The organism is Mesorhizobium sp. M7A.F.Ca.CA.002.09.1.1 (assembly GCF_003998555.1).
Taxonomy (GTDB): domain Bacteria; phylum Pseudomonadota; class Alphaproteobacteria; order Rhizobiales; family Rhizobiaceae; genus Mesorhizobium; species Mesorhizobium ciceri.
The window spans coordinates 1-6,361 of sequence record NZ_RZRR01000255.1 but is presented as its reverse complement, the minus strand read 5'-3'; the positions used below and the strand labels follow the sequence as shown (position 1 = coordinate 6,361).

The following is a 6,361-nucleotide window of genomic DNA, read 5'->3' as shown; positions in this document are numbered from 1 at the left end:
GCCCTATGACGTTGCCAAGGCAAAGGAACTTCTGGCCAAGGCCGGACACGCCGACGGCTTCGAGATGGAGGCAGCGTTCCCCGGCATGAACGTCTACGGCGTCGATCTCTCGCTCTTGATGCAGAAGGTCCAGCAGGATCTGGCCAAGATCAACATCAAGCTCGACCTGCAGCCGATCCCCTTCGCCAATTGGCGCGAGCGCGTCAATGGCGACGGCATCCCGATGACGGCGGTGTTCTACGCGCCGGACTATTACGGCACCTCGCAATACATCGACTATTTCGCAATGACGAAGGGCAGCCCTTGGTCGCGCCGTGCCGGCGCGGAGCGCGACCCGTCGGTGCTCAACCCGAAGGAAGCGGATATCTACAAGGCAGCCCTTGCGGCAAGCGGCGACGAGGCCGCCAAGCTGTGGCACCAGGCCGGCGAGGAGATGATCAAGGACAGGATCATCCTGCCGCTGATCAGCCCGAACCTGATCCTGGCCTACAAGTCGGACGTCAAGGGCGTGCGCTACAGCGCCTGCTGCAACCTGCCGCTGGCAGAACTCAGCCACTGAGCAAAACAATACGGGGAGGCGACAGTCGCCTCCCTGTTCTCCATCCCGGAAGGCCAGCAAATCCTGTTCTTCCAACATCAAATTCAATATATGATATATCAATGAGCGGAGACCTCGTCATGCCTTCCCTGATCAACTCCAAGGACCAGTTGCTGCGCGAGCGTGCGGCCTCGGTCATTCCGGGCGGCATGTGGGGACACATGGCGACGCGCTATCTCGGCTCCGCCTATCCACAATTCTTCGAACGCGCCGACGGCTGCCGGGTCTGGGACGTCGACGGGCACGAATACATCGACCTGATGTGCAGTTGGGGGCCCAACATTCTCGGCCACCATCATCAAGCAGTCGAAGAGGCTGCCGCCCGGCAGCGTCGCCTCGGCGATGCGATGAACGGCCCCGGCGAGGTATTGGTCGAACTGGCGGAGCTGCTGGTCAAGACGGTCGCGCATGCCGACTGGGCAATGCTGCAGAAGAACGGCACCGACGCCACCACGGCCTGCGTGACGATCGCGCGCGCCGGCACCGGCCGACGCAAGGTGCTGGTCGCGCGCGGCTCCTACCACGGTGCCGTGCCGTGGTGCACGCCATCGCTGGCCGGCGTCACCGCCGAGGACCGCGCCCATCTGATCCATTTCGACTACAATGACGTCGCCAGCCTCGAAGTGGCCGTCGAGCAGGCCGGCAACGATCTCGCTGCTGTCGTCGTCACTGCCTTCCGGCACGACATCGCCCGCGACCAGGAACTGCCGACCGCCGCCTTCGCCAAACGGGCGCGCGAACTCACCACCGCTGCCGATGCGGCATTGATCGTCGACGATGTGCGCGCCGGCTTCCGCATCGACCTCGCCGGCAGCTGGGAGCCGCTCGGCGTACGGCCGGACCTGTCCGCCTTCTCGAAGGCGATCGCCAATGGCTATCCGCTGGCCGCCATCGCAGGCACCGACCGGTTTCGCGAAGCCGCGACCAAGGTCTATGTGACGGGTTCTTTCTGGTACGGCGCCGTCGCAATGGCCGCGGCGATCGCTACCATCAGCACGCTGCGCGATACCGACGCCGTCACCCACATGACACAGGCCGGCGACAGGCTGCGCTCAGGCCTCGATGCTGCAGCGAAGAAGCATGGTCTTTCGCTGCGACAGACAGGTCCGGTGTCGATGCCGATGGTGCTGTTCGACGGCGATGCCGAATTCAAGCTAGCCAACGCATTCTGCTCGGCCGCCTTGCGCGAAGGCGCTTATTTCCATCCCCGGCACAACATGTTCCTGAGTGCTGCGCACACCGCAAAAGATATAGATCTCGCCCTGCAGGCTGCCGATGCGGGCATGGCCGCCGCGGCGCAGGTGGCGTGACCGGCGCCAATGCGGTGGAAAGGAACAAACTGTTCAGCCGGTGGCCGACACCAGTCGGCCGTTCTGCGCAGCGCGGCGCAGTTCCTCCGGCGTGACCGCGCCGTCGTTCAGCCGTTCGAGAACCTTGACCAGCAGGCGGCCGCCTTCGATCATGTCCTGCTGAATGCCCTTGCGCACACCGTTCTCGTCGCGCGCCCGCAGCGCTTCAAGAATGTCGAGATGCCGGTGGCGGCCGTCATAGGTCGGCCGGGCGTGAGGGTACTGGTAGTTCACCAGCGGTCCGTTGCGCAGCCAGATTCCCTCAATGATGGCCAGCAGCTCCGGCATTTGCGCCGCCTGGTAGATGGAGTGATGGAATTCCCAATTGTCGCGGACGGCTTCGAACCAGCGGCCATTGTCCTCGTTCGCAATGAGTTTCTCATGCACCGCCGCCAGACGGTCGATCTCGCGCGGCTCGATGCGCGTCGTTGCCGCGGCACCCGCCATGCCTTCGAGATGCAGCCTGATGCTGCGCAGTTCCAGATACTGAGCCAGCGACAGCTGGGCGACGGTGATCGAACGGCCGGCCTCCATCTCCAGGCCTTTTTCGCGCACCAACTGCATCAGCGCCTCGCGCACCGGCGTCTCAGACACCTGAAGGCTGGCGGCAAGGTCGCGGATCTTGAAGCGATGGCCCGGCCAGAAACGGCCTTCCATCATGGCACGGCGAAGCTCCTCATAGACACGCGTCGTCAGATTGTCGCGCGCGATCGGCGCGATAGAAGCAGTCACATCCGCTCTCCGTTCTTGCAACAGCGCAGGCGTCGCCTGCGTCGCGTGGCTTGTGTATATGATACCACGAATGGCCTGACCACCGACATGAGACAAGCCGCCCCGAAACCGGCAGACATGAGACGGGCCGCATGACCGCGTCGATGCCTTCCTTGCTGTTCGGCGCCATTGCCGACGATCTGACCGGCGGCACCGAGCTGGCGTCGATGCTGGTCGCGCGCGGCATTCCGACGGGATGCACGGTCGGGCTGGACGCGCCGATCCCATCAGGCAATCTTGCCCATGTGATCCTGCTGAAGACCCGCGTCATCGCAGCCAGCGATGCGGTGCGCCAGGTGCTGGAGGCCGCGGACCGGCTGGTCGAAGCTGGCGCGCGGCAGATCTTCTTCAAATATTGCGCCACCTTCGATTCGACGCCCGCGGGCAATATCGGTCCTTGCGCCGAAGCGCTGCTCGAGCGCCTTGGCGGCGGCGTCACACTGTTCGCCCCCGCGCTGTGTGAGACTGGGCGCACCGTCTATCAGGGGCATATGTTCGGCGGTCCCCAGCTGCTTGCTGAGTCGCCCAAGCGCTTCGATCCGCTGACGCCGATGACCGATTCCAATCTGGTTCGCGTGCTGCAGGCGCAGAGCAGGGGCAAGGTCGGGCTGGTGCCCTATCTCGTCGTCGACGCCGGCGCTGGAGCCATCCGGAGCGCTATAGGAGAGCAAAGCAGGCGCGGCGAGACGCTGCTGGTCACCGACACCATCCGCGAGCGCGATCTGGCGGCGATCGCGGAAGCCACCTTCGACCTGCCGCTGATGACCGGCAATTCCTCAGTCGCCGCGCATCTGCCACCGGCCTGGCTCACGCATGGGCTGCTGGATTCAGGCGATCTCGTTGCCGCCAGCCTGCCGGCCGTCGAAGGGCCGGCAGCGGTGCTGGCCGGCAGCGTCGCCGACCGCACCATCGAACAGCTCGAGCGTTTTGCGCAAAACAATCCACTGCTGACGATTGACCTTGCCAGCGCCTTTGCCGGCGCCGATGTCATGGCCGAAGCGCGTACCTTCGCCCAACGGCATTTGCCCGGCGCGATGATCGCCATTGCTACGACAGCGCCGCAAGCGACCGTCGAAGCGCTGCAGCAGGCGCATGGCCGCGATATGGTGGCGGCAAGGGCGGAAGAGATCCTGGCCGGGATTGCCCAGATTCTGGTGCGCGAACTCGGCGTCCGCCGGCTCGTCGTCGCCGGCGGCGAGACCGCCGGTTCGGTGGTGAAGGCGCTCGGCATCGACCGGATCGCCATGGGCGCCTATGAGGGCCCCGGACTGTCGCGCGCCATCGCTCACCTCCCCGGCCGGCCCTCCGATCCGCTGGCGCTGATGCTGAAATCGGGAAAGCTCGGCGGCCCCGATATCTTCACCGACGTTCTGCAAGACATGACACGGCCGAGCACTATTGCGCCGGCGATCGACACATGGCCACCGGCAAGGAGAGCATCGTGATGGAACTCGAAATCGAACGCACGAGCCTGATCACCACGACGCAGACGCTGGACGCCAGCGGGATGAATGTCGGCACCACCGGAAACATCAGCGTGCGCACGACAGGCGGCATGCTGATCACGCCGACGGGAATAGCCACAAGCGCCTTGCGGCCGGAGCAAATGGTGGCGATGCAGCTCGATGGATCCTGGGACGCTGCGTTCCGGCCGTCGAGCGAATGGGAGATGCACGCCGAAATCTACAAGGCGTTTCCCGAGGCCGGCGCCGTCGTGCATGCCCATCCCGACCATTGCGTGGCGCTGTCGTGCCTGCGTGAACCGCTGCCACTGTTCCACTACATGGTGGCGGGCTTCGGCGGCGATGATGTGCGCTGCTCGGACTATGCGCTTTTCGCGTCAAGCGAACTGGCCAAGGTTGCCGTCGTCGCGCTCAAGGACCGCACGGCTTGCCTGCTCGCCAATCATGGCATGATCGCCTTCGGCGGCGATCTCGACACGGCGCTCATCCGCACCATCAAGCTGGAAACCCTGGCGCGGCAGTACCTTTTGGCGCGCAGCGCCGGCACGCCGGTGCTCATCGAGGGCAGCGAGATCCCCGCCATTCGCGGGCGCTACAAGAATTACGGCCAGCAGAAGTAGCCGGCCGAGCAATTCCAGAAAAGGTGAAGCGGTTTCCCGGGAAAAGCGCATAGCGCTTTCCCCAGGGGATTGCCCCAAAACAAGGAACGGCTCTTCGCCCTGTTGAAGAACCATTCAGTCGACCTGCAAATGCGAGACGAAGGCCCGTCAAGCTCCATGAAGATCAGGCGGGGATCGGTTCGGCGGCCGGCGTATAGACGCCGATGGCGCCGGTGCCGATCAGCTGGTCGATGATCTCGGCGCTATAGCCGAGCACGTCGGCCAGCACGGCAGCTGTGTCCTGGCCCAGCATCGGCGGCGCGGTGAAGTCCGCGGTCAGCTGCGCGGCAAGTCCCTGCGCCGGGCGCACCATGGCGACGGAGCCGAGATGCGGATGCGGCAAGGTCTGGACGAGGCCACGCTCGCGCACATTGGGACTGTCGAAGACTTCCGGTATCGATTTTACCGTGCCGGCCGGCACGCTGGCGGCGGCACAGGTGGCCATCCAGTGGTCACGTGGCTTGGTCTTGAAGACGGCGGCTAGTTGCGGGATCAGCGCCTCACGGTTGGTGGCGCGCGCCCCTGCTTTGATGAAGCGCGAATCCCCAGCCAGATGTGGCAGATCAACGACCTTCTCGCACAGCGCCGCGAACTGGCGGTCATTGCCGACCGCCAGCGCAAAGCTGCCATCGGAGGCTTCGAATATCTGATAGGGAACGACCGTCGGATGGGCATTGCCGTAGCGGGCGACCTCTTGGCCGGTGTTAAGGTAACCGCTGCCGACATTGATCAGCAGGCTGAGCGCGCAGTCGATCAGCGACAGGTCGAGGAACTGGCCCTTGCCGGTCGTCGCGCGCTCGTAAAGCGCCGCCAGGATCGACTGCGTGGCGACCATGCCGCAGACGATATCGGTGATGGCGACGCCGACACGCATCGGTTCGCCATTGCTCTCGCCGGTGATGGCCATGAGGCCGCTTTCGGCCTGCATGACGAAATCATAGCCGGGCCGTCCGGCATCGGGCCCGGTCTGGCCGTAGCCGGAGATCGAACAGTAGATCAGCCGCGGATTTGACGCGCTGAGCTCCTTGAAACCGACGCCGAGCCTATCGGCGGTACCTGAGCGGAAATTCTCGACGACGATGTCGGCCTTCGCCGCCAGCTCGCGCACGATCGCCAACCCCTGCGGGCTTTTCATGTCGAGCGCGATGCTCTGCTTGCCGCGATTGGCGCAGAGATAGTAGGTCGAGACACCCTTGTAGCTCGGCACCGACCACGCCCTGGTGTCGTCGCCGCCGTCGATGTTCTCGATCTTCCAGATCTCGGCGCCGAGATCGGCAAGGCTCATCGTTGCCCACGGCCCGGCCAGCACACGCGAGAGATCGAGAACCTTGATGCCTTCGAGCGGCAAGCGCGCGGGTTCTGCCGTACCGGCATTCGCGGAATGGTCCTCAGTCACGATCAAAATTCCTTCGGGTGAATTCGGCAGGCTACTCAGACAGCCCTGAAAGTGTTGACCGGCTCCGGGAAATGGCAGGCGACCCGATGCGAACCACCGGCCGGATCGAGCGGCGGTTCGACGGC

General features: G+C 64.6%; 6 protein-coding genes. 4 read left to right on the top strand and 2 right to left on the bottom strand.

The genetic code is table 11. The features are described 5' to 3' along the window. Both EN994_RS13585 and EN994_RS13580 read left to right on the top strand, forming a co-directional pair. Positions 1–559: ABC transporter substrate-binding protein (locus EN994_RS13585; RefSeq protein ID WP_245466021.1), on the top strand; the 559-nt coding region annotated here is incomplete at its 5' end. A gap of 119 nt (positions 560–678) precedes the next feature. After that, entirely contained in the window at positions 679–1,908 is a 1,230-nt protein-coding gene (locus tag EN994_RS13580; protein ID WP_082826632.1) for an aminotransferase class III-fold pyridoxal phosphate-dependent enzyme, read from the top strand. A 33-nt stretch (positions 1,909–1,941) separates the two neighbouring features. Here EN994_RS13580 and EN994_RS13575 read toward each other — a convergent pair whose 3' ends face one another. Further along, positions 1,942–2,679, bottom strand: coding sequence for a GntR family transcriptional regulator (locus EN994_RS13575; protein WP_013528131.1), 738 nt, complete (start codon positions 2,677–2,679; stop codon positions 1,942–1,944). A 131-nt stretch (positions 2,680–2,810) separates the two neighbouring features. Here EN994_RS13575 and otnK point away from each other — a divergent pair, with 131 nt between their 5' ends. Both otnK and EN994_RS13565 read left to right on the top strand, forming a co-directional pair. Further along, positions 2,811–4,163 (top strand): 3-oxo-tetronate kinase, encoded by a 1,353-nt coding sequence (gene otnK / locus EN994_RS13570; protein ID WP_063169871.1) that lies wholly within the window; start codon positions 2,811–2,813, stop codon positions 4,161–4,163. Further along, entirely contained in the window at positions 4,163–4,801 is a 639-nt protein-coding gene (locus EN994_RS13565) for a class II aldolase/adducin family protein (RefSeq protein WP_063170446.1), read from the top strand. The genes otnK and EN994_RS13565 overlap by 1 nt, the downstream gene beginning before the upstream one ends. 163 nt (positions 4,802–4,964) lie before the next feature. Here EN994_RS13565 and EN994_RS13560 read toward each other — a convergent pair whose 3' ends face one another. Further along, positions 4,965–6,236 carry a CaiB/BaiF CoA-transferase family protein gene (locus EN994_RS13560; protein WP_063170445.1) on the bottom strand — a complete coding sequence of 424 codons (1,272 nt, stop codon included), beginning with the start codon at positions 6,234–6,236 and terminating at the stop codon, positions 4,965–4,967. Positions 6,237–6,361: the final 125 nt, after the last annotated feature.

Excerpts from the sequence above, each read along its gene's own strand:
- EN994_RS13580 (WP_082826632.1), top strand. The coding sequence starts at position 679 with ATGCCTTCCCTGATCAACTCCAAGGACCAGTTGCTGCGCGAGCGTGCG.
- otnK (WP_063169871.1), top strand. The coding sequence starts at position 2,811 with ATGACCGCGTCGATGCCTTCCTTGCTGTTCGGCGCCATTGCCGACGAT.
- EN994_RS13565 (WP_063170446.1), top strand. The coding sequence starts at position 4,163 with ATGGAACTCGAAATCGAACGCACGAGCCTGATCACCACGACGCAGACG.